The sequence below is a fragment of the Acidovorax sp. GW823-FHT05D11 genome (genome assembly GCF_058795695.1).
Genome location: NZ_CM179502.1, coordinates 1,842,746 through 1,866,882 on the forward strand (window position 1 = coordinate 1,842,746; position 24,137 = coordinate 1,866,882).

General features: G+C 70.5%; 22 protein-coding genes. 9 read left to right on the forward strand and 13 right to left on the reverse strand.

Annotated elements, in window-relative coordinates; translation table 11 throughout:
* Nucleotides 1-23 precede the first annotated feature (23 nt).
* Nucleotides 24-3,164, reverse strand: coding sequence for a WD40 repeat domain-containing protein (locus AC3RCE_RS08385; protein ID WP_492254913.1), 3,141 nt, complete (start codon nt 3,162-3,164; stop codon nt 24-26).
* 99 nt (nt 3,165-3,263) lie between these two features.
* Between AC3RCE_RS08385 and AC3RCE_RS08390 the strand changes: the two genes are divergently transcribed.
* Nucleotides 3,264-4,205, forward strand: coding sequence for a M14 family metallopeptidase (locus tag AC3RCE_RS08390; RefSeq protein ID WP_492254914.1), 942 nt, complete (start codon nt 3,264-3,266; stop codon nt 4,203-4,205).
* Between the two features lie 24 nt (nt 4,206-4,229).
* On the opposite strand, the gene AC3RCE_RS08395 is transcribed toward AC3RCE_RS08390, so the two are convergent.
* The 4 genes from AC3RCE_RS08395 to AC3RCE_RS08410 form a co-directional block, all read right to left on the reverse strand.
* Nucleotides 4,230-4,769, reverse strand: coding sequence for a DUF924 family protein (locus AC3RCE_RS08395; protein WP_218293972.1), 540 nt, complete (start codon nt 4,767-4,769; stop codon nt 4,230-4,232).
* A gap of 124 nt (nt 4,770-4,893) precedes the next feature.
* Nucleotides 4,894-5,121, reverse strand: coding sequence for a hypothetical protein (locus AC3RCE_RS08400; protein ID WP_218293973.1), 228 nt, complete (start codon nt 5,119-5,121; stop codon nt 4,894-4,896).
* A 142-nt stretch (nt 5,122-5,263) separates the two neighbouring features.
* Nucleotides 5,264-6,181 carry a DMT family transporter gene (locus tag AC3RCE_RS08405; protein ID WP_492254915.1) on the reverse strand — a complete coding sequence of 306 codons (918 nt, stop codon included), beginning with the start codon at nt 6,179-6,181 and terminating at the stop codon, nt 5,264-5,266.
* Between the two features lie 199 nt (nt 6,182-6,380).
* Entirely contained in the window at nt 6,381-6,893 is a 513-nt protein-coding gene (locus AC3RCE_RS08410; RefSeq protein ID WP_218293975.1) for an MgtC/SapB family protein, read from the reverse strand.
* 463 nt (nt 6,894-7,356) lie between these two features.
* Here AC3RCE_RS08410 and AC3RCE_RS08415 point away from each other — a divergent pair, with 463 nt between their 5' ends.
* Nucleotides 7,357-7,947 (forward strand): NAD(P)H-dependent oxidoreductase, encoded by a 591-nt coding sequence (locus AC3RCE_RS08415; RefSeq protein ID WP_492254916.1) that lies wholly within the window; start codon nt 7,357-7,359, stop codon nt 7,945-7,947.
* Nucleotides 7,948-7,956: 9 nt separating this feature from the next.
* Here AC3RCE_RS08415 and AC3RCE_RS08420 read toward each other — a convergent pair whose 3' ends face one another.
* On the reverse strand, nt 7,957-8,739 hold the full coding sequence (locus tag AC3RCE_RS08420; protein ID WP_369641941.1) for a pseudouridine synthase: 783 nt from the start codon (nt 8,737-8,739) through the stop codon (nt 7,957-7,959).
* Nucleotides 8,740-8,848: 109 nt separating this feature from the next.
* Between AC3RCE_RS08420 and AC3RCE_RS08425 the strand changes: the two genes are divergently transcribed.
* Nucleotides 8,849-9,184 carry an ankyrin repeat domain-containing protein gene (locus AC3RCE_RS08425; RefSeq protein WP_492254917.1) on the forward strand — a complete coding sequence of 112 codons (336 nt, stop codon included), beginning with the start codon at nt 8,849-8,851 and terminating at the stop codon, nt 9,182-9,184.
* Between the two features lie 109 nt (nt 9,185-9,293).
* On the opposite strand, the gene AC3RCE_RS08430 is transcribed toward AC3RCE_RS08425, so the two are convergent.
* Complete coding sequence (locus AC3RCE_RS08430) at nt 9,294-9,761, reverse strand: tellurite resistance TerB family protein (protein WP_218340705.1); 468 nt, start codon at nt 9,759-9,761, stop codon at nt 9,294-9,296.
* A 156-nt stretch (nt 9,762-9,917) separates the two neighbouring features.
* Between AC3RCE_RS08430 and AC3RCE_RS08435 the strand changes: the two genes are divergently transcribed.
* Entirely contained in the window at nt 9,918-10,835 is a 918-nt protein-coding gene (locus tag AC3RCE_RS08435) for a DHH family phosphoesterase (protein ID WP_218293980.1), read from the forward strand.
* 192 nt (nt 10,836-11,027) lie between these two features.
* Here AC3RCE_RS08435 and AC3RCE_RS08440 read toward each other — a convergent pair whose 3' ends face one another.
* The 4 genes from AC3RCE_RS08440 to AC3RCE_RS08455 form a co-directional block, all read right to left on the reverse strand.
* Complete coding sequence (locus tag AC3RCE_RS08440; RefSeq protein ID WP_369641943.1) at nt 11,028-12,239, reverse strand: DUF1501 domain-containing protein; 1,212 nt, start codon at nt 12,237-12,239, stop codon at nt 11,028-11,030.
* 10 nt (nt 12,240-12,249) lie between these two features.
* Nucleotides 12,250-13,836 (reverse strand): DUF1800 domain-containing protein, encoded by a 1,587-nt coding sequence (locus AC3RCE_RS08445; RefSeq protein ID WP_492254918.1) that lies wholly within the window; start codon nt 13,834-13,836, stop codon nt 12,250-12,252.
* 138 nt (nt 13,837-13,974) lie between these two features.
* Nucleotides 13,975-15,258 (reverse strand): MFS transporter, encoded by a 1,284-nt coding sequence (locus AC3RCE_RS08450; RefSeq protein ID WP_492254919.1) that lies wholly within the window; start codon nt 15,256-15,258, stop codon nt 13,975-13,977.
* A 206-nt stretch (nt 15,259-15,464) separates the two neighbouring features.
* Entirely contained in the window at nt 15,465-15,899 is a 435-nt protein-coding gene (locus AC3RCE_RS08455) for a thermonuclease family protein (protein WP_369641946.1), read from the reverse strand.
* Between the two features lie 485 nt (nt 15,900-16,384).
* On the opposite strand from AC3RCE_RS08455, the gene AC3RCE_RS08460 reads away from it, so the two are divergent.
* Nucleotides 16,385-18,421, forward strand: a complete 2,037-nt coding sequence (locus AC3RCE_RS08460; RefSeq protein WP_492254920.1) for a tail fiber domain-containing protein — start codon at nt 16,385-16,387, stop codon at nt 18,419-18,421.
* Nucleotides 18,422-18,783: 362 nt separating this feature from the next.
* Nucleotides 18,784-19,320, forward strand: a complete 537-nt coding sequence (locus AC3RCE_RS08465) for a DUF2242 domain-containing protein (protein ID WP_370627835.1) — start codon at nt 18,784-18,786, stop codon at nt 19,318-19,320.
* 45 nt (nt 19,321-19,365) lie between these two features.
* Here the strand turns inward: AC3RCE_RS08465 and AC3RCE_RS08470 are convergent, their stop codons facing one another.
* A complete protein-coding gene (locus AC3RCE_RS08470; protein WP_369641948.1) occupies nt 19,366-19,905 on the reverse strand; it encodes an RBBP9/YdeN family alpha/beta hydrolase in 540 nt (179 codons plus the stop codon).
* Nucleotides 19,906-20,036: 131 nt separating this feature from the next.
* Here AC3RCE_RS08470 and AC3RCE_RS08475 point away from each other — a divergent pair, with 131 nt between their 5' ends.
* Nucleotides 20,037-20,474, forward strand: coding sequence for an Lrp/AsnC family transcriptional regulator (locus tag AC3RCE_RS08475; protein ID WP_218293986.1), 438 nt, complete (start codon nt 20,037-20,039; stop codon nt 20,472-20,474).
* An 80-nt stretch (nt 20,475-20,554) separates the two neighbouring features.
* On the opposite strand, the gene AC3RCE_RS08480 is transcribed toward AC3RCE_RS08475, so the two are convergent.
* Nucleotides 20,555-21,097: a dihydrofolate reductase family protein gene (locus tag AC3RCE_RS08480; RefSeq protein ID WP_492254921.1), complete on the reverse strand. Its 543-nt coding sequence runs from the start codon at nt 21,095-21,097 to the stop codon at nt 20,555-20,557.
* A gap of 250 nt (nt 21,098-21,347) precedes the next feature.
* On the opposite strand from AC3RCE_RS08480, the gene AC3RCE_RS08485 reads away from it, so the two are divergent.
* Complete coding sequence (locus tag AC3RCE_RS08485) at nt 21,348-22,898, forward strand: acetate--CoA ligase (RefSeq protein ID WP_492254922.1); 1,551 nt, start codon at nt 21,348-21,350, stop codon at nt 22,896-22,898.
* A 99-nt stretch (nt 22,899-22,997) separates the two neighbouring features.
* A complete protein-coding gene (locus AC3RCE_RS08490) occupies nt 22,998-24,137 on the forward strand; it encodes an FAS1-like dehydratase domain-containing protein (protein WP_218294456.1) in 1,140 nt (379 codons plus the stop codon).

Sequence of the window (24,137 nt, forward strand, 5' to 3'; positions counted from 1 at the left end):
CTCGCATGCTATTGCCACATCGGCTACCAGCATAACGGCGCCGCCTCGCCACGCCAGAATATCCACCGCCGCGTCTCCGCATACGGCGAGGTGCCGATGGAGTAGGGGTCCATGCCTGTCTCCAGGCGCTCCAGTTGCACCAGATAGCCGCCGTAGCTGGCGGCCCACAGCATGCTGCCGTCGGGCGACGCCTCCATGGCGCTGATGGTGCTGCCGATGTGGTGGCGCCACAGGGGGCGGCCGTCGTCCCCGAGGGCGTGCAGGTAGCCGTCGGCATCGCCCAGCACCACGATGCCGGGCAGGGTGGCCGAGGCGTACACGCGGCAGCGTTCGTCCAGCGGCGGGGCGTCTTCGTCGCCCGCAGCCCCTTGCGGCGGCCCTCCGAGGGGGACGGAGCGGGTGCCGCCCCCGTACAGGTGGCACGAGTTGGCGAACAGGCGCGTGCCATCGTGCGAGAAGGTGGCGTGGTGCGGGTAGGACGACAGCGTTTCGTATTCGGCCACCACGTTGCCCCGTGCATCGAGCAGGATGTGCTGGCTGTCCTGGTCGCCCACCGCGATGTGGCGCTCGTCCGGCGACAGGGCCATGTGCAGCATGTCGAGCGCCAGCACCGTGACCTCTGTGCCATCTACCCATTCTTCCTGCTGGTTCTTGGGCCAGGTGTAGGGGCCATCCTCGTCGAAGGTCTGGGGGTGCAGGCGCTGTACGCCGGGGCTCCCCTGACTGCCCTGGCTGGCCAGCAGGTAGATGCCCGTGGGGTTGCGCAGCAGCACGCGCTGGCCGTCGTTGAAGGGGATCAGCTCGTCGCAGCGCTGGCCCGGCGGGCCTGCCGACACCGGCACCTGGGGCGGCAGCCCTTCGTTGCCCTGGGGCAGTGCAAACCGGGCGATCACCGGGCCGTCGAATCCGTCGTGGGTGGTGATGTGCTGGCCGTCGCTCCGGGCAAAGCAGCGCCGGTTGGGCGAGCGGCCCAGGCCGTGCAGCGCGGGCAAGGGGGTGCGCCTCACGCCCTGCAGTTCCACCCAATGGGCGGCATCGTCGTAGGGCGCGCCGATGCGCGCCAGCACGCGGCCGTCCTCCAGCGCGAACACCGGGCCGATGAAGCAGCCCGCATCGGCGGCGCGCCGCACAAAAGCATCGGGGGCAAACGCAAAACGCTCGCGAAAGCGGTCGGCCAGGTCCTCGTCGGCGTGGGTGTGGACCACGCGGGCCAGTTGCAGCACCGTGGCGGCAGCCGCCTTGCGCGGGTCGGAGGGCAGGTGGCTGTCTTCCTCGGTATCGCCTTCGCCTTCGCCGTCACGGTCGCCGTCTGCCGGGTTGCCGCCGTGGCCTGTCTGCGCCTCGGCCGCATCCAGGGCGCGCTGGTGGGCGCGGATGGCGGCCACATAGCCTTGTCCGTCGGCCTGCCACTGGCCGGACAGGGCCATCAGCTCGGCGGGGAAGACCGCCGCATCGGGGGCATCAGGCGCCAGCGGCGGCGCGGCCAGCAGGTGCACGGCCGCCGCGATGCGCTGGGCCTCGGCCTGGCGGGCCTGTTCCTGTTCGTGGCGCGCGCGCACACGGGTCTCCACCCCGCCCGCGAAGCGCAGCAGCCGCGCGATGTGGTCGGCCGCGCTGCGGGGCAAGGGGGCGCGGGCATCGCTCTGGCGCTGTGCGTAGGTGAACTCCACCACGGCGGGCCCGTCCAGCGCGGGCTCCACATTGATCTGGTAGGCGCTGTGGGCGTTGTCTTCTTCGTCGCCGGGGGCGTCTTCGCCGTTTTCCCAGCTGAGCTTGAAGGCGCGGCCCCAGGGCTCGCCGCCGTGCATGCAGGGCTGGCGCGCGCCCACCCACACGTCGCCTTCCCACCAGCCGTTGCGGTCGCTGTCCCACCAGTCGTTGTAGCGCTCGGTGAACACGGGCAGGCTGGTGAAGTCCTCGATGCGTTCTGCGGTCAGCGCGGCCACCAGGCGCTGGTGCAGCGGGTAGCGGGCGCGGTGCTGGCCCACGGCCTTGCGCAGGTAGTCCAGCACGCCGCGCCAGGCCTGCGTGCAGGCCCGCCAAGCCTCGGGGGCGGTGTCGGGGGCCAGGGGCAGCCACTCGCCGGGCTCGCCTTCGCGGTAGGCGCGGTACACCAGCGTGGGCTGCGCGGTGGTCGGCACCTTGCGGCCCAGGACGGCGGCGGCCAGGCGTGCCAGCAGCCCCTGGCGCTCGGGCACCTGCGACACCGACAGGTAGAAGTCCCAGGTCTTCCACACGGTGATGAACACGTTGTCATCGCGCTGGTCGCCCTCCGCGTCCACATGCCGCTGGCACAGCGAAAAATCGGTCTGCCGGAACCATCCCGTGGCCGTGTGCTCCTTGGGGCCGATCACCGGCGTGTGTGTTGCGGCGAGGATGTTGCGCACGCTGACCGCTTCATCGGCGAACAGGCCCGCCTCCAGGGGCAGGGCGGCATGGATGTCGTCGCTACTGCGCGTGGCGCTTTCGCCCGCGCGCACGGCGGCCACCACGCGGGGCCGGTCGAGCATGCAGCCGATGCCGTTCTCGCCATCGTCCGTGCCGTCATGGAACACGGGCGGGAACACGATGCCCGCGATCTCGCTGGAGAACTCCGCCCGGTGCGGTATGCCGCGCACCTCGTCCATGAGGAACTCCACCTGCTCGGGCCCGGTGATGTCCACGGGATAGGCATCCGTGAACAGCGCCACCCGGGCCTGCAGGCCGCCCCGCACGGTGAGGCCGCCATGGCGGCCGTCGCCCCAGAGCAGGTCGGCCACCCGCAGCGCGCCCTGCACATGCAGCCGCTGGCCACCCACCACGGCGTTGCGCAGGCTCGCATCGCCCAGCACGGCCAGGTGGGCGGCGCCCCCGGTGCCGTCGCAGGTGAGCGCGCCGTCGATCTGCAGGCGCCCCTCGATCAGGACCAGAAAGGGCTGGCCCGCGAGGGCAGGGTGGGCCGGGTGCGCGCCGCCACCCTGCAGCAGCGTCCGCAGCGGGCTGCCGCTGGCCAGGGGCGCATCCAGGTGCAGCGCGGCCAGCTGCACGTCGCCCGCGATGCAGAGCACGGTTTCGGCGGCCAGGGCAGCCGGGTCCCGCGCCAGGCGCCCGGCGATCCAGCTGTCGGCGGGCAGACGGTCGGCCACATCGGCCAGCGTACAGAGTCGGGCGGGGGGCATGTGCATCGGTGCGGGAGGGGGGCGTCCGGCGGGCATCGTACACCGCGCCCTGCACGGTTCCTGCTTTGCGCGGACAATCATGTGTTGTCTTATCAATGGACCGCCATGACACAGAATCCCCCCGCCTTCGAAGTGCTGCCGCGCGACCTGTCCGCCTACCGCCAGGGCAACGTGGGCATCGACTACGTGCACCGTTTCGAATCTGGCCAGCCCGGCCCCCATGTGCTCATCAATGCGCTCACGCACGGCAACGAGATTTGCGGCATGGTCGCCGCCACGCACCTGCTGGACACGGGCGTGCGCCCGCGCATCGGCACCCTGACCATCAGCTTCGCGAACGTGGCGGCGTACGAGTCGTTCGACCAGGCGCGCCCCTTCGAAAGCCGCCAGCTCGTGCACAACCTCAACCGCATCTGGTCGGCCGGCGAGCTCGACGGCACGGACGAGAGCCCCGAGCTGCTGCGCGCGCGCGCCCTGCGCCCCGTGGTGGCCGCGGCGGACCACATCCTCGACATCCATTCGACCAGCCAGGACGTGGAGCCCTTCTGGGTGTACCCGGCCTACCCGCGCAACGCGGACGTGGCGCTGGCCCTGGGACGCCCGCCCGTGCACCTGGTCATGCCCAGCGGGCTGGGGTCGGGGACGCCGCTCATCCAGCACGGCCGCCATGGGCTGGCCGACAGCCAGGGGGTGGCGCTGGTGGTGGAGTGCGGCCAGCATTTCCTGCAGTCGGCGGCCGACATGGCGACGGCGGTGGCACTGGATTTCCTGGCGCACTTCGGCCTGATCGAGGCAGCTGCGGGACGGCCCGTGCCCGGTCCCCAGCGCCGTTACGAGCTGCTGGAGACCTGCATGGTGCGTACGCCCGGTTTCCGGTTCACACGGCCGGTGCAGGGGTTCGAGGTGTTCGCGAAGGACGAACTCATCGCCATCGATGGTCCGCACGAGATCCGCGCGCTCTGTGATGACTGCACGGTGCTGATGCCCACGCGCGAACCTATCGTGGGCCGCGAGGCGGTGTACCTCACGCGGCCTCTCGCGGTCTGAGGGTCTTCGGGCACCCCCACCAGCTCAGAACGATGAGCCGGGCTGCGCGAGAAAAGCGGTTTCCTGCGCGGTGGAGCCGCGCCCCAGCACGGCGTTGCGGTGCGGATACCGGCCAAAGCGCGCGATGATGTCGCGGTGGCGCAGCTCGAACCGCAGGTTGTCTTCCAGGCCGGGCTGGTCGAACAGCGCCATCGCCTGCGCGTGGATGGTGCTCGACTCGCTGTGCATGTAGGGCATGTACGCAAAGGCGCGCTGGGCGGTGGGCAGGTCCCGGTCATGCCGGCCGGCCACCAGTTCCTGGGCGAGAGCCAGCGCCTGCGCGTCCTGTGCGAACGCCAGGGGCGAGCCGCGGTGGATGTTGCGGGAAAACTGATCGAGCACCAGGATTTCCGCCAGGCGCCCGCGCGCCGTGCTGCGCCACGTCCACAGCTCGCAAAGGCGCGCGGCCTCCCAGGTGGCGCCGAAGCGTTCGCGGATGGTGGCGTCCAGTGCATCTTCCTGGGCGAAGTGTTGCGCGGGCGTGAGTTCTTCGAACCAGAAATGAAGGACGTCTTCAGCTTGCATGGGGCGTTCTCTGGATGGAATGGGCAGCAGGCGCCGGAGCGTGGTGCCTGGGATGCTATGGCTGCAATGCGCGCATGTTCGCCGCAGGCCTGGCAGGGAGGGTGCCTTGCAGTCGATGGCTTGCTTACTTGCCTGTTTCCTTGTCCAGGCGGATCTTGCCATCCCGCACGTACTGGTTGAACTGGTCGCGGGGAATGGCGGCCGAACCCACGGCGTCATTGTCGGCCGTCCAGCTCAGGGTGGTGCTGTCCTTGGCGGGCTCGATTTCCACGGGGCCCTTGGGTATGGTGAGCGGTGCGCCGTCACCCGGGGTGTAGGTAACGTGGCCTGCGATGGTGGCGTGCTGTGTCATGCGATCTCCTTTGGCGGGGTGCCGCCGCAATACTGGTCGCTTCATTGGACCGCCAAGCGCGCCGCCGCGCTGTAAGACCATGCCGTGCATCGGCGCGGGCCGTGGCCCAGATCCCCCCATCCCGGACCCCTCGTGCCCGGCGTCAGGGCGGCAGCACGGCCTGCGTGCGTTCCTGCCGCACCAGGTACAGCCCGCTGCCGATGATGATGGCGCCGCCCAGCAGCGTGGAATAGCCCGGCACGGTCTGCCACAGCACCCAGTCCAGGCCCATGCCCCAGGCCAGCGCCGTGTATTCAAACGGCGCCACCACCGCTGCCTGCCCGTGCCGGAATGCCTCGGTGATCGCCAGCTGGCCCAGGAAGCCCGTGACCGCCAGGCCCGCCACCAGCGGCCAGTGCGCTTGCGCCACACCCACCCAGCGGGGCCAGGCCAGGGCCCCCGCGCCCAGCGCCAGGAAGGCCGTGGTCCAGAACACCAGGCTGGCGCTGGAGTCCGTGCGGCTGAGCACGCGGCCCGTGATGGCCGACACGGCGTACCCGCACGCCGCCCCCAGCACGGCCAGCGCGCCCAGGGTGAAGAAGGCCTCCTGGCTCGGCCGCAGGGCCACGACGACGCCCACCATGCCCAGCGCGATCGCCACCCAGTGCGCGGCGCGCACCTTCTCGCGCAGCACCACGGTCGACAGCGCCGTGATCAGCAGCGGTGCGATGAAAAACAGCGTGTAGGCCTCGGCCAGGCCCAGTTCCTTGAGCGCATAGGTGAACAGGCCCAGCATGGTCACGTTGAGCACGCCGCGCAGCAGGTGCAGGGGCCAGCGCACCTGGAGCAGGCGGCCCGCCTCGCCGCGCCACAGCACATACAGCGCCACCAGCGGCAGCGCCGCCCAGCCGCGCAGCGCCGCCACCTGCATGGCCGGGTAGCTGGCCGACAGGGTCTTGAGCAGTGCGTCCATCAGGGAGAAAAAGCCTACGGCCGCCACCATGGCGACGATGCCGCGCAGGTTGCCCGTGGCCGCCGTGTGCGCCGCCGTGGGCGCGCGGGGGTTGCCGGCCTGCGTCATGGGCGGGCCGCCAGGTGGGAGCGGCGCGCGCGAGGTGCGGGCGCCGGGCTGCGGCAGGGCGGGGGAAAAGGCTGCGCGGGTGGGGTGTGCATGTGCGATGCCGGCGGCATGCTGGTGGCGCCGCGGGCCCAGGTGGCTGAGGGCCAAAAAGTGTAGCGCACGCGCGGTGCCGGAAATGGCTGGCCCGGGCTGCGCCCGCTCAGTCCGGCTTGTGCTGCGGCCGGGTGCTGGCGCGCGCCATGCGGTCGTGCACCAGCGGCACGGCCCACAGCACCAGCAGCGCCAGCAGCGTGCTGAGCACGGCCGTGGTCTCCCGCCCCAGGCCCGCCGCGACCCCGATGGCGGCCGTGAGCCAGATGCCGGCGGCGGTGGTCAGGCCCCTGACCTGGTTTTCGGCGTCGCCCTTGAGGATGGTGCCCGCGCCCAGGAAGCCCACGCCCGCGATGATGCCCTGCAGCACCCGGCTGTTGTCCGCGGGCGCGATGCCGGCCTGCTGCGCGACCAGCACGAAGAGCGCGGCGCCCATGGCCACCAGCATGTGGGTGCGCACGCCGGCGGCCTTGCCCGCGTGCTCGCGCTCCCATCCAAGCAGCCCGCCCAGCACCGCGGCCACCGTCAGCCGCACGACGATGCGCGTGGCCTGCGCGGCGTCTGAGACGTCCGAAAACTCGGACGCCACGGCGGCGGCGATCTCCTGCCAGAGGTCAGCCATGGGGCGTGCCCCGGTGGCCGGTGGCGGGACGGGCGCTTGCCGCCGCGCGGCGGTGGCTGGAGGTGCGGAGTGTTGGCATGGTGGGCAGGCAGGTGGTGCGGCAGCGATGGTGCTGGTTCACGACTGTGCCGCCCGCGCCAGGCCGTGCCTACCGGCGGCGGGCGGGCCCGGGGGTAGGACGCTGCCGACGCGACGCCTTGCCACGCCATGGTGGCGGCCACTGAAATGAGGATGAAAATGCCATGAAGCGCTTGATGGAAAAGCGCCAATAGCTATGAAAATCGTAGTAAATTGCGTGGCGATGAACGGACCTTGGACCCCCGCCCGGAACCGGCGCCGTCCCTGTGCCACGGGCCGCTTGCACGCAAGGGTGGCGCGTGTCACGATTTGCTCCGGGCCCCCCACGCCACCGTTTGCCCGGGCCGCCGCCACGGGGCAGGCGCGGCCCAGTGAGGAGTTCGCCATGACCCCGCAGCGCATTGTTCTGATCCAGGGACATCCCGACGCGAGCGCGCCGCACCTGTGCCATGCGTTGGCGCAGGCCTATGCCCGGGGGGCCACTGGCGCTGGCCACGAGGTGCGGCAGATCGACGTGGCCGCCATTGACTTCGCGCTGCTGCGCAGCCAGCATGAGTGGGAGCTGGGCCTGCTGCCCGCCAGGCTCAGGCCCGCCCAGGACGCCATCAGCTGGGCTCGGCACATCGTGCTGTTCTTTCCGCTGTGGCTGGGCGACATGCCGGCCCTGCTCAAGGGTTTTCTGGAGCAGGTGGCGCGGCCCGGCTTCGCGTTCACCACCGAGGGCAGCAACCCGTTCGGCCGCAAGGGGCTCACGGGCCGCAGCGCGCGGGTGGTGGTGACCATGGGCATGCCCGCGATGGTCTACCGGTGGTATTTCCGCGCGCACAGCGTGAAGTCGCTGGAGCGCAACATCCTGGGTTTCGTGGGCATTGCGCCGGTGCATGAAACGCTGGTGGGCAGCGTGGAGCAGTTGGGCGAGGACGGCGTGGCCAAGTGGACGGCGCGCATGCAGGCGCTCGGCGCCAAGGCGGGGTAGGCGGGTCCCTCAGTCCTGCCACGGCAACCGCGCCAGCAGGCGCTGCCAGTCTGCCGTGGGGCCCGTGGCCTGCGCGCCGTCCCCGGTACCCGGCGCGGGGCCCGCGCCGCCCTGCGGGGCCACGGGCCATGGCAGCCCGCTTTCGAACGTCATGGCCAGGCCCGTTGCCGGGTGCGGCACCGTGAGCTGCCAGGCGTGCAGCCACAGCCGCTGCTGGCCCAGCCGCTCGGCCCACCAGCGGTTGAGCGGGCCCTTGCCGTGCGTGGCGTCGCCGATGATCGGATGGGCCAGGTGCTTGAGGTGGCGGCGGATCTGGTGGCGCCGGCCCGTGGTGGGCACGGCCTCGACCAGCGAGGCGCGCGTGGCGGCGAAGCGGGGGTCGCTGGCCTCGGGCAGCGTGAGCCGCGCCAGGCGCCGAAAGCGCGTGTGCGCCTCCTGCACGGCCGTATCGGCCGGCGCGTCGTCGGGCCGGAGCGCGTGGTCCACCGCGACGGCCTCGGGCGCCCAGCCGCGCACCATGGCCAGGTAGCGCTTGTGCGTGGCCTGCTGCTCGAAAGCCTGCGACAGCGCGCGCGCCGCATCGCTGTGCAGCGCCATCACCAGCACGCCGCAGGTGCCCTTGTCGAGCCGGTGCACGGGGAACACATGCTGGCCCAGCTGGTCGCGCAGCACCTGCATCACGAAGCGCGTTTCGCCGGCATCGAGCCCCGTGCGGTGCACCAGCCAGCCGGCCGGCTTGTAGACGGCCACCAGGTGCTCGTCGCGCCAGAGGATGTGCAGGGGAGGGTGCATGGAAAGAAAAGTGGCCTGTGCCGCAGGCCGGGTAGGGAAGGCGCGCATTGTGCAGCACGCCGCGCGCTCTACACTGCGCCGATCCCGTTCATGCAAAGGATGCAGTGGTATGTCGGCTGGAGACTGGAAGGACATGTACGCCGCCGCCGTGGCCGGCGATCTGGCGCTGGTGCGCTACCACATCGGTGCGGGCGTGAACCCCAACTACCAGCACCCCGAGATCCTGTGCACGCCCCTGGTGGCCAGCCTGATCCACGGGCATGCCGAGATCACGCGCTACCTGCTGGCCCACGGCGCCGACGCCGGGCTGAGGTCCGACTTCGACGACATGACGCCGCTGGAGGCCGCGCTCCGCCACGGGCGCACCGAGTTCGTGCCGCTGCTGCGGGCCGGGGGCGGCAAGGAAGAGCGCAAGCCGTTCTGGTGGCGCTGGCTGCCCGTCTAGCGGCACCGGTCAGCCGCCGGCGGCGGCAAAGGGGCCCGCCGATCCGCGTGCGGCGGCCGTGTCCGGATGCCAGGACTGTCTGCCCGCCGCTGGCGGCCCTCCAAGGTCTTCAGGCAAGGCGTGCAGACTCCTTGGCCCGCATCTTGGCGGCGATGTATTCGCCGTGCGTGACATGCAGCAGGCCGGCCACCTTGCTGATGGTGTGCATCTCGTTCTCGTCCAGGCGCGCGTCGGCGTACGCCACCTGCCACATGGCCTCGACCAGCTGCACCTTCTGCGGCTGTGTGAAGTGATCGTTCAGGCTGCCCGTGAAGCGTTGGTAGTCGTAGGCGCTGCGGGAGGTGTCGACGGCCAGCTCCAGCAGGCGATCCAGTTCATCGTCGGCCAGCGCGAACTTGCCGCGCAGGGCGGTGACCATGGCCGTGCGTTCGGCCGCATCCATGGCCGCGTCGAACCGCACCACCTCCACCAGCAGCACGGCAGCGGCCAGTTGCACGGCGTGGGCCTGCTCCTGGGCGGAAGGGGTTGCCGGGGGTTGCATCAGGCTGTCGAGCAGGTCTTTGAGTGTCTGGAACATGGAGGGTGCTTTCGATGGGGCCGGGGCATGCAGGCATGGATGGATGGAGGTCGCACGGGCGGTCTTGGTTCCCCCGCCCTGGTGCGGCCGGGCGGACGGCCGCCGTGGCGATACAGTGCTCGCCCCCCGCCACCACCCCGGCGACAATTGGGGGCCATGACGAAGAAAACCATACTCCCCCTGCAACTGCTGGTTGCCCCCGCCAAGAATGATCCCTCGCCCCTGGTCCTGTACCACGGGCGCTATTGCCCCGACGGCTTTGGCGCCGCGCTGGCCGCCTGGCTCTACTACGGCGACAGCGCCGAGTACGTGGGGCTGGACCATGGCGATGTCAACACCGTGGACGACCTGCCACCCGTCGCGGGCCGCGCGGTCTACATCCTTGATTTCTCCTTCTCGGCCGAGGTGCTGCGCGCCATCGACGAGCGCGCGGCCAAGCTGGTGATGCTGGACCACCACAAGAGCGCGGCCGAGAAGCTCACGGGCTTTGCCTGCCGCTGCGGCGTGGTGCATTTCGACATGGGCAAGTCGGGCGCGCGCCTGGCGTGGGAGTTCTTCCACCCGCACGAACCCGTCCCGGCGCTGCTGCAGTACGTGGAAGACCGCGACATCTGGAAGTGGGAGTTCGCCGAGAGCGCGGGCTTCCTGTCGGCGCTCGACATGGAGGCGCAGACCTTCGAGCGCTGGCGCGAGATCGCATCCTTCACGCCGCAAGAGCTCACGCTGTTCATGGCGCGGGGCGCGGCCATGGATGAAAAGTACCGCAAGCTCGCGGCCGACATCGCCGAGGGCGCGCAGCCGCTGGTCTTCAACGGCATCGAGGGCCTGATGGTGAACGCCCCCGGCATGTTCCACAGCCTGGTGGGCGACATGCTGTCGGCGAAGACGGGGACCTTCGCGCTGATGTGGAGCGCGGGCGCCAAGGGCGTGAAGGCCGGGCTGCGCGCGCAGCGCAATTTCGACTGCATCGCGCTGGCCGAGAGCATGGGCGGGGGCGGCCATGCGCAGGCCTGCGGTTTCAAGATGAAGGTGGAGCGCCTGCCCGAGCTGCTGACGGGCACCTTCAACGCCTGAGGCAGGGGCAAACGCAGCTGGGTCGCTTCGCGCCTTCCCCCTTCTCTCGAATGCTCCGCGATGCGGGAAGGGAAACGCAGCCAGTGCGGCGGGGCGGCCCTTGCACGGATCTCTCCCGGCCCAGGGCGGGCGTGCGCAAACGCCCTGCGCAGCTCTGGGGCATCGTCGGGCCAGTGCCATTGACCCCCGAGGCTACGCCAGCCGCAAGTCGGCCGCCTTTGCCCCCGGAAACACCCGTGCCACGGCGGCGGCGTTCAGCCCGTACATCCGCGCGAACAGCCCACCGAGCACGCTGCGGTAGTCGTTGAGCACCGGGTAGTCGCGGTTCTGGAACAGCGTGGTGGCGCTCAGGGCCTGCTGCTCGCCCGCGATGCGCCCGCCATTCACGCCGCCGCCCAGCACCCAGAACACGGTGCCGTGGCCGTGGTCCGTGCCCCGGTTGCCGTTTTCTCGGAAGGTGCGGCCGAACTCGCTCACCACCACGACCACGGTGGATTTCCATGCGGGGCCCATTTCGTCGGCAAAGCCGGCCAGGCCCCGGCCCAGCTCCTCGAAGCGGTTGGCCAGCGCGCCCGTGGCCGCGCCCTGGGCCACATGGGTGTCCCAGCCGCCTACGTCCACAAAACCCAGCTGGTAGCGCGTCTGCATCAGCCGCGCCATGCGCCGGGCCGTGCCCTCGAAGCCCTTGGTGCTGAGCGCGTTGCGGCTGGCGGCCTCCATCTCGCCCTGCATGGTGCGGGCCACTTCCTCGCGCGTGGCAAAACCCTCGGCCACGGGCGTGGCCAGCGGGGTGCCCCGGTACATGGATTCGATGAGCTGGGCCTGCCGCGCGTCCACGCCGCTGCGGCCCGCGACCGCGCTCAGCAGGGTGTTGGGCACGTCCACCGCGCCGCGCAGCACCAGGGGCAGGGTGCTGGTGAAGGCCATGGGCTGCGGCGTGGCTGCTGCGCCGGCCGCCGGAGCGGCGAGTTCGGCCACCAGCCGGTTCAGAAAGCCCGAGCGGTAGTCGCGCCGCCCGCCCACGGGCTGGCCCAGTTCCATGCTGTCCTGGGTGTCGAAGTGGCTGCGCGAGAGGTCGTCGGTGCCCGCGAAGGGTACGAAGGCCAGCTGGCTTTTCTGGTACAGCGGCAGCATGGAATCCGCGAGCGCGGGGTGCAGTCCCCAGTCGGGCGTGAGCGCCAGCGCGCCGCCGTCCTGCCCGGGGCGGGCGATGGCGATGTTCGGCCGCGTCTCGTAGTAGTAGCTGCTGGCCGTGGGCACGAGCAGGCTGGCGCAGTCGTAGCCGCCGCGCAGGAACACGAGCAGAAAGCGCACGTCCTGCGCGCGCGGGGCGGCCAGAACGCTTGCACTGGCGACGCCGAGCGCGCTGGCGCCCAGGGCCTGAAGAAGGTGTCTGCGTTGCATGGTGTCCTCCTCATCCATGCATGAATTCGGGTGATGCGAGGAACAGCAGGTTCCATTCGCGCGGCGACGCCGCCTGGGCCAGCGCGTTGCGCGTGGCGGTGGACCAGGCGGGCTGCAGGGCGCGCACGTAGGCGCTTTGCGCCAGCGGCGGGGGTGTGCGCTGCGGTGCCGCTGGCCCGGCCATCCCGTCCTCGCGCGGGGCGGGGGCCGTGGCGGCCCCGGCGCCGATGGCCCGGGCGATCTCGAAACGCGTGGACATCTGCCCGGAGCCCGACCACGCGGCCGCATCGAGCGGGTAGCCGTCGGGCGTGGCGCGGCCGTACAGGGGCTCGGCCAGGCGCTGCAGCCAGGCGAGCGCGGGCTCCGCGCCGGGCAGTACGGCGTCGCCCTGCGCCAGGCGCAGGGCGGCCAGCACATAGTGCACCGGGTCGCGGAAACGCTGGCCCAGCGATGCGCGAAATCCGGGGGCGTTGAAGAGTGCTTCCAGCACGGCGGCGATGTCGCCATCGGTGCGTTCGAAGGTGCGGGCCAGCGTCTGCAAAAGCGCGGGCGGCGGGTTGTCGCCCACCAGAAAGAGCGCGATCTTGCGCGTGACGAAGCGCGCGGTCGCGGGAGCGCGGGCCAGGCGGTCCAGCGCTTCGTCCACCTCGGCCAGGCCTTCGGCGCGCAAGGGCTGGCCCAGCAGCGTCTTGGGGTCCCAGTCGTGGCGCTGGGGGTTGAACTCAAACAGCCCCTGGCGCACGTAATGGCGGCGCAGTGCGGGCTTCATGCGCGGCGGCTCTTCGCCGGGCGGGCGCAGCGATACGCCCACGCCGGTCAGCACGCGCGCCAGCTCCTGCACGTCCTGCTGGCTGTAGCCGCCGTCCACGCCCAGCGTGTGCAGCTCCATCAGCTCGCGCGCATAGTTTTCGTTGATGCGGCCGGCTGCGTTCTGCGCGTTGTCCAGGTAGCGCAGCATGGCCGGGTGGCGCGCGGTGGCGCCCAGCAGGTCGCGAAAGCGGCCCAGCGCATGGGGGCGCACGGCACGCTCCTCGTAGTCGCCCACCAGCGCGCGCAGGCTGCCCTTGCCCGCGAACACGTTGAAGTGGTTCATCCAGAACCAGGTCATCTTCTCGCGCAGCTGCGCGGGCGTGTACAGCGCGCGCAGCACGAAACGCTCGGCCGCCTCCTGCTGCAGGGCGCGCATGTCCTGCTGCCAGGCCTTGAGCGCGGCCTTGCGCGCGTCTTCGGTGGGCAGGGCCTTGGCGGCGCGGTGGCGTGCGTCCATTTCCAGGGCCAGCGCCTCGGCGGGCACGCGGGAGATGGTCATCGCGTCGATGCGGGCCTGGGCTTCGCGCGGCAGCGCGGCGGGCGGGGGGCGCAACTGGGCGGCCAGACAGGCCTGCGCGCCCTGGGGGGCCAGCGCCTGCGCGCCCTGGGCGGTGCAGCCCCAGGTGATGCGGTCCAGCAGGCGGGCCAGGGTGGGCTCGTCGGCGGTGCTCCATGCCTCCATCCCCGTCGCGCAAGCCATGCCGGGGAGCGCCCCGGCCGCCGCGCCCAGCAAGCCCGCGAGCACGGTGCGGCGGCGCAAGGGGGCGGGGCGTGGTGGCGAGGTCATGGAGAGGTTGGGCGGCAGGCCAGGTGCAAGTGGGCGCATGGTGCGCCGCCCCGCGCCGCCGCGCAAGCCTGTGCGGCGGGTTTTACCTGCGCGACACAAACGGCCCGGAGGATGTGTCGATTGGTTTCCGCCCGCCTGCTACCGCGCGCCCGCGGGCGCAGCGCCGGTGGCCTGCGCGGCTTCCTCGAAGCGGTCCACCGTGCGCAGCGTCTTGAACGCCAGCATCCAGCCGCCCACCACGCCCAGCGTGCACAGGCCGCCCACCACGGCCGCCGGCACCACGCCCAGCCACGACGCGCTGGTGCCGGCGCGGAACTCGCCCAGTTCGTTGGACGAGCCGATGAACAGCATGTTCACCGCGTTCACCCGCCCGCGCATGGTGTCGGGCGTGGAGAACTGCACCAGCGCGCCGCGGATGTACACGCTCACCATGTCGGCCGCGCCGGCCACCATCAGCGCCGCGAACGACAGCCAGAACCAGCTGGAGAGCGCGAACACCAGGTTGGCCGCGCCAAACACCGCCACGGCGACGAACATGGTGCGTCCCACATGGCGGTTGAAGGGGCGCATGCTCAGGTACAGCCCCGCGCCGACCTCGCCCACGGCCATGGCGCTGCGCAGCGCCCCCAGGCCCGCGGGGCCCACGTGCAGCACCTCCTGTGCATAGATGGGCAGCAGGGCCACCACGCCGCCCAGCAGCACCGCGAACAGGTCCAGCGAAATGGTGCCCAGGATGATCGGCCGCGAGCGGATGAAGGTGATGCCCGCCCCGAAGCGTTCGAACATCGTCCCCTGCGTGGGCCCGGGCGCCGTGGCGTGCGCCACCACCACGCGCAGGAGCAGCGCCACGCCCAGCCCGAAGCAGGCGCAGCACACGGCGTAGGTCAGTTCGCCGCCGCCGAGCGCATACAGCAGCCCGCCCAGCAGCGGCCCGCCGATGCTGGCCACGCGCATGAGCATGCTGTTGGCCGCGATGGCCTGCGCGAGCTGGCCGCGCGGCACGATCTGCGGCAGCAGGCTCTGCATGGCCGGGCCCGAGAACGCGCGCGAGCAGCCGTACAGCACCAGCACCGCATAGATGCCCGCCACGCCGCTGGCCCCGTGGCCCGACAGCCACCACAGCAGGGCGCTGCACAGCCCGCCCACGCTCCAGCTGATGGCCAGGATGCGCTTGCGCTCGAACCTGTCGATCAGGTCGCCCGCCGGCAGCAGCAGGCACAGCATGGGCAGGAACTGCGCCAGGCCCACATAGGCCAGCGCCAGCGGCTCGCGCGTGAGGTCGTACACCTGCCAGGCCACCACCACGGCCTGCACCTGCGTGGCCACGACGGCCACCACGCGGGCGATCAGAAAGGAAACAAAACCGGAATGGCGGTAGACGCTGGCGGCGGGCGCCATGGGCGTGGGCTCAGGGGTGGACATGGGCGGGGGAGGGGTGACGGATCGGCCCGGTGCGGTGCAATGCGCCGCCAGGCCTGGTGCGAAGGACCCTGGATGCTACCGGTTGTGCGGCGCCGCCCGGGCCCGCGCCGCGCAAATCCCTCAAAGTGGCGCCGTGCTGGGCCGACCGCGCCGCCGCATCCTCCGCCGTGGCGAGCGTGCACCTTGCCCTGGGGGCGCGGAAGGCTTCAGCGGCCGTGCCGGTGCCGGTAGTCCCAGGGCGCCAGCGGGCGCCGCTGGGACCACAGGCCCGCGCCGCCGCCCCGCGCCTGCTGCTGCAGCGGCGCCAGGTGCGGGTGGCTGGCGGCGTAGGGCGTGTACACCCAGGCCAGGCCAGCCCGCACCTGGGCCGTGGCCACGTCGGTGCCTGCGCAGCGCACATTGGCCACCGTGCGGCCATAGCTGTCCCGGTCCACGGCCTGCAAGGTGGCGCGCTGCCTGAAGCACAGCCGCGCCAGGTTCTGGCGGGACTTCTGTCCGAAGGCCTGGCGCGACTCGGGTGCGTCGATGGCGGCCACGCGCACCTTGACCTGCCGGTAGGCGCCGGGCGTACCGCAGCGCGCGGTGAGGGTGTCGCCGTCGCTGATGGCGACGACCAGGCACAAAAGGGTGGCGAGCGGCATGGATGGAGCGAAGCGGGGAAGCGGGTCGGGCCGAGGGGGCGGCGGCGGTGCGCACCCTCCTGCCACTTTGATGGACGGACTGGAGGGTGGCGCTTGATATTCAATGGATTCTAGCTATCAATAGTGTAGCTTTCCGGCACTCTGCTCCCACTCCGGTGGCGGCTGCGTGTGCGTCGTCTTTGCCCGTCCGGTGGCCGCTGTGGCGGGCACGCATCAACGCGCCACCGTTGAACCGCCGGGGCGGGGTTCAGGCAGGGTTTTGGGTGGTCATTGTGAGAAAATGTTTCACCCATGGGGCCAGGGCCTGCGACCGTGATTCGGCATGCAAGCGCCCACCTGCGCGGCCGGGCCGGTGGGCGAGGGCGCAAGCCTGCCACGGCCGCCCTCCAGGCGGGGTGTGCGGCCCCGCTGTAGTGGCGTGCCCGCGCGGCCGCCATCCCCCGTCTCCGCAAGGCAAGAAATCACCGAAGAAAGAGCTTCCGACCATGTCCTCCCCGCGCGTTCATGCCAGCCCGTTGTTCCTCAGCCTGCTTGCGGCCGCGATGTGGGGCCCTGCCGCGCAGGCGGCGGACGTCACGATCCGGCCGGCGGCGGGCTCGGGGTTTGCCGTCAAGGACGCCAGCGGAACGCAGATCCGCTTTCGCGTGGATGAGGGCGGCGCCATCGCCGCACCGGGGATCGGGGCTTCCCCGGCGGTGGCCAACCGGGTGTGCTACGGAGCGGCCGGCGTGCTCGGTCCGTGCCAGGCTTCGGCCGTGGGGGCCACGGGCGCCACCGGCCCCACGGGGCCGACCGGGCCCCAGGGGCCCGCGGGGGCCACCGGCGCCGCCGGCGGTGCGGGGCCTCAGGGGCTTCAGGGGCCTGTGGGGGCCACGGGGCCCGCAGGCGCGGCAGGAACCACGGGCACCGCGGGCCCCGCCGGTGCGACGGGGGCCACCGGGGCGGCCGGCTCGTTTGCGGGCAGCTACATGGGTGCCTGGTCCGCGGCCACGGCCTATGCCTCCGGCACGCTGGTCAGCCAGGGCGGCTCGACCTACCTGCAGGTCTCGGCTTCGGACTCGATCAACGCCGACCCCTCCGTGAGCCCTGCCGTCTGGGCGCTGGTGGCGCAGGCAGGCGCGGCTGGCGCCACGGGAGCGACGGGCGCCACCGGCTCCGCTGGCGTCGCAGGGGCGGCTGGCGCGGCCGGGCCAGCGGGTGCGGCCGGTCCCGCGGGAGCCACGGGCCCGGCCGGGGCCACCGGCGCGACGGGGGCCACTGGCGCCACGGGTGACCTAACGGGGGCTGTCCAGTTCGCGCCCGCCGTGCAGCAGGCTGCCACCACGGCCAGCGCGCTCGTCAACCTCAAGCTGGTCGGTGCCGCCACGCTGGGTTCGGCCGGCAATACGCCACTGCTGTCGCTGTCTGCCAGCGGCCTGTACCTGGATGGACAAAACCACGACAAGGAGCGTGTGCGTGTGGACAACGACGGCGCCATCCTGTCGGTGGGCGACTTTTCCAACGGCATGGGGGGCGCGCCGGCCGAAGGCCCGGGCACGCGGTTCCTGTGGTATCCGCAAAAAGCGTCCCTGCGCGCCGGGCAGATCGACGGCACCCAGTGGGACGACGCCAACATCGGCATGTATTCCACGGCGTTCGGCTACAACGCCAGGGCTTCGGGCGACTATGGCTTCGCCGTGGGGCAGGGTACGGTGGCGGCCAACGGCAACTCCGTGGCCATGGGGCTGTACAACGTCGCCTCCGGCTTCGCGTCGGTGGCGCTGGGGATGGGCGCGCATACCAACGCGCGGCAGGGCTCGTTCGTTTTTGCCGACCGTTCGTTTCCCACCTTCTGCGACGGCGGCGTGTCCTGCTCGCCAGAAACCTACTTCCGCGCGGGGGTGAACAATTCCTTCAATGTGCGGGCCGCGGGCGGCGTGAACCTGTATACGAATGCCGCGGCCACCACCGGCCTGCGCATGAGCTATCTGTCCACCGGCGGGTCCAATTTCTACGGCAGCTTTGTGTGGACCGACCGCTCCAGCGATGCCGCGATCACCCCGTCGGGCACGAACCAGGCCATCTTCCGGTCCTCGGGCGGCTTCACGATCTACACCGACGCGGGCCTGGCGGCCGGGGTCGCGGTGGGCGCGGGGGGCGGCTCGTGGTCCTCCGTCTCCGACCGCAATCTCAAGGAGAACTTTGCGGCGGTCGATGGTGAAGACGTGTTGCGGCGCCTGCGCGCGGTGCCGGTGACCACCTGGAACTACAAGACAGAAGGCCTTGCGGTGCGCCACATGGGGCCCATGGCGCAGGATTTTTCCGCCGCTTTCCGCCTGGGGGACAGCGATACGAAAATTGCCACCATCGATCCTGACGGCGTGGCGCTGGCGGGTGTCCAGGCGCTGGACAAGCGCACGGTGGCGCAGCAGCAAAGGATCGATGCGCTCCAGAAGGACCTGCAGGCCAAGGAGGAGGCACTGGCCGCCATGGCCCAGCGCCTGCAGCGGCTGGAAAAGCTTCTCTCCCAGGCCAGGCCCTGAGGCGCGGGCGCAGCGGTGCGGACCAGGGCGCAGCAATTTGATACCTTGTGTGCGGGGGAACGGGCTGCCCGCTGACATCGCCACCCCGCCATGCGGGCCATACTGCGAAGCCATCGCAATGGGCCGCCGCCGGCGACCCCGTTGCCTCGCGCAAGGGAACTGCGGGCGGCCTGGCCCGTCACACCACCTCTTGGGCTGGCGCCCGCTTGCGGGCAGGCGCGGCCGATGATGATCCATGACACAAAAGGAGTGCCGGTTTGAGCTTTCCTTCGACCACCCCCATTGATCCAGGCGCCCTGGGCGCGCCTTCCTCCCGCGGATTTCCCGGCGGGGCGCCGGCTCTGCGCCGCGCCCGGACTTTCGTGGCGGCCCTGGCGGCAGGAGCCGCGGCGCTGGCCTTGCCAGGTTGCTCGGCCACGGGTGCCAAGACCTTCGCCGTGCCGGAGAACTTCGGATCGGTGGCCACCTACTCGCGCCTGTTCGATGCCACCCCGCAGCAGACCTGCGAGGCCTCGCGCCGCGCGCTGCTGAGCCAGGGCTACATCATCTCCACCCACCAGACGGAGCTGGTGGAAGGCAAGAAGAGCTTCCAGCCGGAGGCCGAGTCGCACCTGCAGATGGTGGTGCGCGTGGTGTGCCTGCCGGAGGCCAGCGATGGCAAGGTGAGCCTGGGGTTCGTGACCGCGCTGCAGGACACCTATGCGCTGCGCAAGACCAACAACTCCGCCAGCGTGGGCGTGGGCGCCATCGGCTCGGTCTCGCTGCCGTTTTCCGCCAGCAGCGAATCGCTGGTCAAGGTGGGGAGCGAGACCATCTCCAAGGACACGTTCTACGAGAGCTTCTTTGACCTCGTCAAACGGTACCTGGCGATCGACCAGGCCCAGGCGGCCGGAGGCTGAGGCCCTTGCGGGATGCGCGGGGCCTGGCGAAGCCGGGCGGCGGCCTCACTGCCCGCGCCAGCGCGCCACCTGCTCCCATCCCGCGGGCCAGTCGCCCAGGCCGCTGTCGGCATTCACATGGCCGAGCGCGCCCAGCACCACGTGTTCGGCGTTCCACGCGCCCGCGCACCGCGCCGAAAAACCGGGGGTGGAGTAGGGATCGCTGGTACTGCTCATCAGCATGAGCCTGTGCATTGTCGGCAGCGCGGCGGGCAGCGGGAAGAAGCCCCGGGCATCGGCGGGAAACGCCGGGCCCTCGGGGTCGGGCACGGCCACCAGCAGCAGGGCGTGCAGCGGCCGGTGGTGGCGTGCGGCCCAGTGCACCGCCACCAGGCAGCCCAGGCTGTGGGCGACCAGGATGGGGGGCTGCGCCGCCGCCGCGATGGCGTCGTCGAGCGCCTGTACCCACGCGTCGCACACGGGGTGATCCCAGTCCGCCTGCTCCACGCGCGCCACGTCCGCGTGCCGGGTTTGCCACAATGACTGCCAATGCCCGGGGCCGGAGTTGTGGATGCCGGGAATGAGCAAAACAGGTCGCGTCGCCATTGGTGTTCCTTGTCGTGAAAGCAGATCCATCACTGCCCCCCGACGATAGGAAAACCATGCCGCCGCGGCCAGCGGGCTTCATCGGAAAGCGCGCCCCCAAACCTTGAAAGCATCGCAAAGGAACCATCCCCGTGGAACTGGACAAGAAAGACCGGCAGATCCTCATGGCCCTGCAGGACGATGCGCGGCAGAGCCTGTCGGCGCTGGGCAAGAAGATCGGCCTGTCGCAGCCGGCGATGAGCGAGCGCGTGAAGAAGCTCGAGGACGCGGGGGTGATCTCGGGCTACGCGGCGCGCATCGACCTGGCCGCCGTGGGCCTGGGCCTGCAGGCCGTGGTGCGGGTGCGCACCACGCACGAGCACATCAAGCGCTACGTGCAGCTGTTCCAGTCCATGCCCGAAGTGCTGGATGCCGTGCGCGTGACGGGCGAGGACTGCTTCGTGGTGCGTTGCGCCTTCGGCCAGCCCGCCGACCTGGAGCGTGTGGTCGATGCGCTGGCGGCCCATGGCAGCGTGTCCACATCGCTGGTGCTGTCCCATCCCGTGCACAAGGCGGTGCCGCTGGCGTGAGGGGACGTGCAAGACGGGACGGCTTGCGGCGCTTGCAGTATCAATCTAGGTTGCTATATAAAATATAGCAAATCTTGCCTCTACGGCCGCGGCACCTCGTAGCGCAGCTCCGCGAAGATGCCGCCCAGCGTGGCCACTGACTTCAGGCGCAGCGTGGGCTGCACGATGGACCGCGGAAACAGCGGCGCGCCCGCGCCCAGCGTGACCGGTGCGATCTGCACGATCAGCTCGTCCAGCAGGCCCGCGTCATGGAACTGCCCCACGAGTTCGCCGCCACCCACGATCCACACATTGCGCCCTGCTGCGGCCCGCGCCATGGCCTGGTGCACGGGCCGCACGTCGCCCTGCACAAAGCGCACGTCGGCACCGGGAATCGCGCGCAGCCTGCGCGAACTGAACACCCACGTGGGCTGCGGGTAGGGCCAGGGCTGGCCCGCGTCGATGGCATTTCTGAGCATCCATTCGTAGGTGTGCGAGCCCATGGCCAGCGCGCCCACATCGCGGATGAAAGCGGGGTAGCTGGAGCCCTCGATCTCGCCAAACTGCAGCAGCCAGCCGAGGTCGTGGTCGGGCGTGGCGAGGAAGCCGTCGAGGCTGGAGGCGCCATAGAACTGGGTGGTCACGCGGATTCCTTCCGGTCGGTGGGTGGCCCTGCACTGTAGTGCGCGCTGGTGACAGCGTACTGGCAGCAATGGTGCGTTGCGCGCGGCCTCGCGGGGCCCTTGAAACCCCGTTCGCGCGGGCACGCGAATAGCGCTAGGAGCCGATGGAGTGCATTTTTAAAGATTGTATTGAGACAATTTATGGTCGTATTTGACAATCAATGTCGAAGAATCGAGACTGCATGCACCGACACACAGAGCCCATGCAGCCATGAAACGCCTGACCGACTACGCCAGCTACGCCGATGCCCAGAGCCACTTCGCGACCGAGCGCCTGTGGGATCTTTTCGATGGGGACCGCACTGCGTTCAACATCGCCCATGAGTGCGTGGACCGCCATGCCGGTGCGGGCCGCGATGCGGTGATCGTCTGCCGCGCCGATGGCGTGGACGAAACCATCACCTTCGACGAACTCTCGCGGGATTCGGCCCGTTTCGCACACTTTCTCGAAGGCCGCGGCGTGCAGCGCGGCGACCGTGTGGCGATCATGCTGGAGCCCTCGCGGGCGTTCTACACGGCGATGTTCGGCGTGATCAAGCGGGGCGCCATTGCTGTGCCGCTGTTCACGCTGTTCGGCCCCGACGGCGTACGCCTGCGGGTGGGCGACTGCAAGCCGAGCCTACTCATTACCAACGAGGAAAAGCGCGGGGTCGTCGAGGGCCTGGGCACCGCCGCGTTCGAGGTCTTCGATGACGCGCTGTGGCAGCAGCTGCAGGCGCTGCCTGCCACCTACGCCAGCACGTCGCGGGCCGACGACCTGGCCGTGTTCCAGTACACGTCCGGCACCACGCGGGAGCTGCCCGAGGCCGTGAAGCACACCCACAAGGCGCTGGTCACGCTGATGGTGGCCGCGCTGTACGGCACGGGGCTGCGCCCCGGCGACCGCTTCATGTGCCCGTCGTCCCCCGCCTGGGGGCACGGCCTGTGGCATGGCACGCTGGCGCCGCTGGCGCTAGGCCTGACGATCGGCAGCTACAGCGGCCGGTTCAACGCCGAGCGGCTGCTGCAGGCGCTGTCGGCCCACCGCTTCACCAACATGTCGGCCGCCGCCACGCACTACCGCATGATGAAGAACTGCGGCAAGGCGGGCGACCACGCCTATCACTTCACGAAGCTGTCGTTCACCGGCGAGCCCATCGACGACGACACGGCCGACTTCGTGCACGAGCGCTTTGGCCTGGAGGTGTGCAGCATGTACGGCACGACCGAGATCGGCGTGGTGCTGGTGAGCTACCCCGGCGCCAGCGACTTCCCGGTCAAGCGCGGCTCGCTCGGCAAGGCCGTGCCCGGCACCCGGGTCGAGGTGCACGACGCGCAGGGGCACATCTGCCCGCCGGGCACCACGGGGCAGCTCATGGTCTTGCGGCGCGGCCAGTGGATACCCACCAAGGACCTGGGCCGCACCGACGAGGACGGCTATTTCTTCCACAGCGGCCGTGCCGACGACGTGATCATTTCCGCGGGCTGGACCATGAGCGCGGTGGAGATCGAGAACGTCATCCTCATGCACGAGGACGTGCTCGAAGCTGCCGTGATCGGCGTGCCCGACGCACTGCGCGGGCAGGTCGTCAAGGCCTTCGTCGTGTCAGGCCGCGAGCGCAGCGAGGGTTTCATCGACGAGATCCAGAACCTTGTCAGGACCAAGCTCAGCCAGCACGAATACCCGCGCCACATCGCGTTCGTGGCGGAGCTGCCCAAGACCCCCGCCGGCAAGGTGCACCGCAAGGTCTTGCGGGAGCGCGAAGCGGTGGCCTGCGCCTGAGCACCCCGCCACCCGCGGTCCCTTCTTCCCTCCGTCTGTCCGTCCATCCATCCATTCATTCATCACCACCACCACCCCAAGGAGACTCCACCCATGTCCATTGCCACCACCCCGCAGCGCAGCTTTCCCAAGATCACCGACAGCGGCCTCGATGAATTGCGCGAGCGCATCGGCATCAAGATCGGCCAGACCGCCGAGCCCTGGTGCCACGAGGCCACGCGCGACAACATCCGCCACTACGCGCACGGCATCGGCGACGACAACCCCCTGTGGTGCGACCCCGACTACGCGGCCAGGAGCCACTACGGCGGCATCGTCGCGCTGCCCAGCTTCCTGTTCGCCACAAGCCGCATCGTGTCGGGCTATGTGGGCGGCCTGCCGGGCGTGCACGCCATGTGGTCGGGTGCGGACTGGACCTGGCACAAGCCCGTGCGCCGCAACGACGTGATCTCGACCGAGGCCTCGCTCAAGGACCTGATCGAGCACCAGACGCGTTTTGCCGGCCGGGCCATCCAGCAGATCTACCACGTGGACTTCTTCAACCAGGACGGCGACAAGGTGGCCGAGGCCGACAGCTGGTGCTTTCGCACCGAGCGCGACCATGCGCGGGAGCAGGGCAGCAAATACCAGAACGTGCGCGAACGCGGCCCGCGCCAGTACACCGACGAAGAGTTGAACGAGGCCTACAAGCTCTACCGCAACGAGGAAGTGCGCGGCGCCACGCCCCGCTACTGGGACGACGTGAACGTGGGCGACGAGCTGCCCACCATGTTCAAGGGGCCGATGACCGTGACCGGCTTCATCGCTTACGCGCAGGGCTGGGGCGGCCTGTACATCCGCGCCAACAAGCTGGCCTGGAAGCTGATCGACGCGCACCCGGGCGTGGGCATCAAGAACCGCTTCGGCATCCCGGACGTGCCCGAGCGCGTGCACTGGGAAGAAGACTTCGCGCTCGAAGTGGGCGCGCCCGGCGCGTACGACTACGGCCCCGAGCGCACCTCGTGGCTCACGCACCACCTCACCAACTGGATGGGCGACACGGGTTTCCTGCACAAGGCCAGCTGCAAGATTCGCCGCCACAACCCCGAGGGCGACATGCTCTTCATCAAGGGCAAGGTCACGCGCAAGTTCGAGGAGGGCGGCAAGCACCTGGTCGAGATCGCACAGGAGGCGCACAACCAGGACGGCGAGCTGTCGGTGCTTGGCGGTGGCGTGGTGGTGTTGCCCCGCCGCGGGTGA

Excerpts from the sequence above, each read along its gene's own strand:
- AC3RCE_RS08470 (WP_369641948.1), bottom strand. The coding sequence starts at position 19,905 with ATGGCGACGCGACCTGTTTTGCTCATTCCCGGCATCCACAACTCCGGC.
- AC3RCE_RS08400 (WP_218293973.1), bottom strand. The coding sequence starts at position 5,121 with ATGACACAGCACGCCACCATCGCAGGCCACGTTACCTACACCCCGGGT.
- AC3RCE_RS08390 (WP_492254914.1), top strand. The coding sequence starts at position 3,264 with ATGACACAGAATCCCCCCGCCTTCGAAGTGCTGCCGCGCGACCTGTCC.
- AC3RCE_RS08435 (WP_218293980.1), top strand. The coding sequence starts at position 9,918 with ATGACGAAGAAAACCATACTCCCCCTGCAACTGCTGGTTGCCCCCGCC.
- AC3RCE_RS08485 (WP_492254922.1), top strand. The coding sequence starts at position 21,348 with ATGAAACGCCTGACCGACTACGCCAGCTACGCCGATGCCCAGAGCCAC.
- AC3RCE_RS08455 (WP_369641946.1), bottom strand. The coding sequence starts at position 15,899 with ATGCCGCTCGCCACCCTTTTGTGCCTGGTCGTCGCCATCAGCGACGGC.
- AC3RCE_RS08415 (WP_492254916.1), top strand. The coding sequence starts at position 7,357 with ATGACCCCGCAGCGCATTGTTCTGATCCAGGGACATCCCGACGCGAGC.
- AC3RCE_RS08445 (WP_492254918.1), bottom strand. The coding sequence starts at position 13,836 with ATGACCTCGCCACCACGCCCCGCCCCCTTGCGCCGCCGCACCGTGCTC.
- AC3RCE_RS08395 (WP_218293972.1), bottom strand. The coding sequence starts at position 4,769 with ATGCAAGCTGAAGACGTCCTTCATTTCTGGTTCGAAGAACTCACGCCC.
- AC3RCE_RS08385 (WP_492254913.1), bottom strand. The coding sequence starts at position 3,164 with ATGCACATGCCCCCCGCCCGACTCTGTACGCTGGCCGATGTGGCCGAC.
- AC3RCE_RS08410 (WP_218293975.1), bottom strand. The coding sequence starts at position 6,893 with ATGGCTGACCTCTGGCAGGAGATCGCCGCCGCCGTGGCGTCCGAGTTT.
- AC3RCE_RS08440 (WP_369641943.1), bottom strand. The coding sequence starts at position 12,239 with ATGCAACGCAGACACCTTCTTCAGGCCCTGGGCGCCAGCGCGCTCGGC.
- AC3RCE_RS08460 (WP_492254920.1), top strand. The coding sequence starts at position 16,385 with ATGTCCTCCCCGCGCGTTCATGCCAGCCCGTTGTTCCTCAGCCTGCTT.
- AC3RCE_RS08405 (WP_492254915.1), bottom strand. The coding sequence starts at position 6,181 with ATGACGCAGGCCGGCAACCCCCGCGCGCCCACGGCGGCGCACACGGCG.
- AC3RCE_RS08430 (WP_218340705.1), bottom strand. The coding sequence starts at position 9,761 with ATGTTCCAGACACTCAAAGACCTGCTCGACAGCCTGATGCAACCCCCG.
- AC3RCE_RS08450 (WP_492254919.1), bottom strand. The coding sequence starts at position 15,258 with ATGTCCACCCCTGAGCCCACGCCCATGGCGCCCGCCGCCAGCGTCTAC.
- AC3RCE_RS08420 (WP_369641941.1), bottom strand. The coding sequence starts at position 8,739 with ATGCACCCTCCCCTGCACATCCTCTGGCGCGACGAGCACCTGGTGGCC.
- AC3RCE_RS08425 (WP_492254917.1), top strand. The coding sequence starts at position 8,849 with ATGTCGGCTGGAGACTGGAAGGACATGTACGCCGCCGCCGTGGCCGGC.